The following is a 1,292-nucleotide window of genomic DNA, read 5'->3' on the forward strand; positions in this document are numbered from 1 at the left end:
CGTATCGAGCACCTCTGGAACCGCATGTATCGTGGCGGCTTCTACCGTGGTGGTCCGATCCTCATGAGTGCCATCGCCGGGATCGATCAGGCCCTCTGGGACCTCAAGGGACGCGATCTGGGGGTTCCCGTGCATCAGCTGCTGGGCGGAGCCTGCCGGGAGCGGATGCGCATGTATGCCTGGACCGGAGGAGACCGTCCCAGCGAGGTGGGCATTGGTGCCCAGGCCCTGGTTGCCCAGGGGTTCACGGCTTTCAAGATGAACTGCACGGCGGAAATGGCCATCGTCGATTCCCATGGTCGGGTCCATCGCCCCATGGCCAAGGCGCTGCTCCGCGAGCTCGAGGCCTACCACCCGATGTTCGTGGAGGAGCCCGTACTGCCGGAGCACCTGCCCTGCCTCAAGCAGATTGCCGGGGGGCTCGGTTATCCCATCGCCACCGGCGAGCGGCTCTTCACCCGCTACCAGTTCCGCGATCTGCTCGCCGATGGCATGGTCGATATCGTCCAGCCGGATATCTCGCACTGTGGCGGTATCAGCGAGGCCATGCGCATTGCCAGCCTGGCGTCTTGCCATGATGTCGCCCTGGCGCCGCACTGTCCGCTGGGTCCTCTGGCCCTGGCCGCCTCGCTCCAGGTGGATGCGGTCAATCACAACGCCTTCATCCAGGAACAGAGCATGGGGATTCACTACAACCAGGACAATGACGTCCTCGATTACCTGGTCGACAAGTCGGCGCTGGCCATCGAGGATGGCTATTGCCGGATTCCCGAGGGGCCGGGACTGGGCGTGGAGATCGACGAAGCCTTCGTCGAGGAGCGCGCGAAGGTCGGCCATCGCTGGCGCAACCCGCTCTGGACCCATGAAGATGGCTCGGTAGCAGAATGGTGAGGATCGCTTTTCGACGGACGGTGTCATCCGGCAAGCCGGTGGAGGATGTCATGAGGAGGAATGGATGAACGATAATCCCCGTGCCTTGCAGGCCGCCCTGGCAGCGTGTCCCCTGGTGGCCATCCTGCGTGGCATCCGGCCTGATGAGGTGCTGGCGGTGGCCGATGCGCTGATCGCCTGCGGTTTGCGCATGATCGAGGTGCCGCTCAACTCGCCGGATCCCTGGGAGAGCATTGCACGACTGCAGGCGCACTGTCCGACGGATGTCCTGGTCGGTGCCGGCACCGTGCTCTCGGTGAAGGACGTGGAGCGTCTGGCGAGCCTGGAAGCCTCCCTGCTGGTGACGCCCAATACCGATGCCGAGGTGATCCGTGCCGGGCGAGACGCCGGACTGGCCCCCC

At 64.9% G+C, this 1,292-nt stretch carries 1 protein-coding gene and 1 pseudogene; both read left to right on the top strand.

The genetic code is table 11. From position 1 onward, the window contains the following. Window positions 1-891: galactonate dehydratase (gene dgoD, locus ACESMD_RS12780; protein WP_372613743.1), on the top strand; the 891-nt coding region annotated here is incomplete at its 5' end. Between the two features lie 64 nt (window positions 892-955). Continuing rightward, window positions 956-1,292, top strand: a pseudogene (locus ACESMD_RS12785) (2-dehydro-3-deoxy-6-phosphogalactonate aldolase); the annotation flags it as partial.

The sequence above is a fragment of the Halomonas sp. genome (assembly GCF_041689495.1).
In the GTDB taxonomy this organism is placed as follows: domain Bacteria; phylum Pseudomonadota; class Gammaproteobacteria; order Pseudomonadales; family Halomonadaceae; genus Halomonas.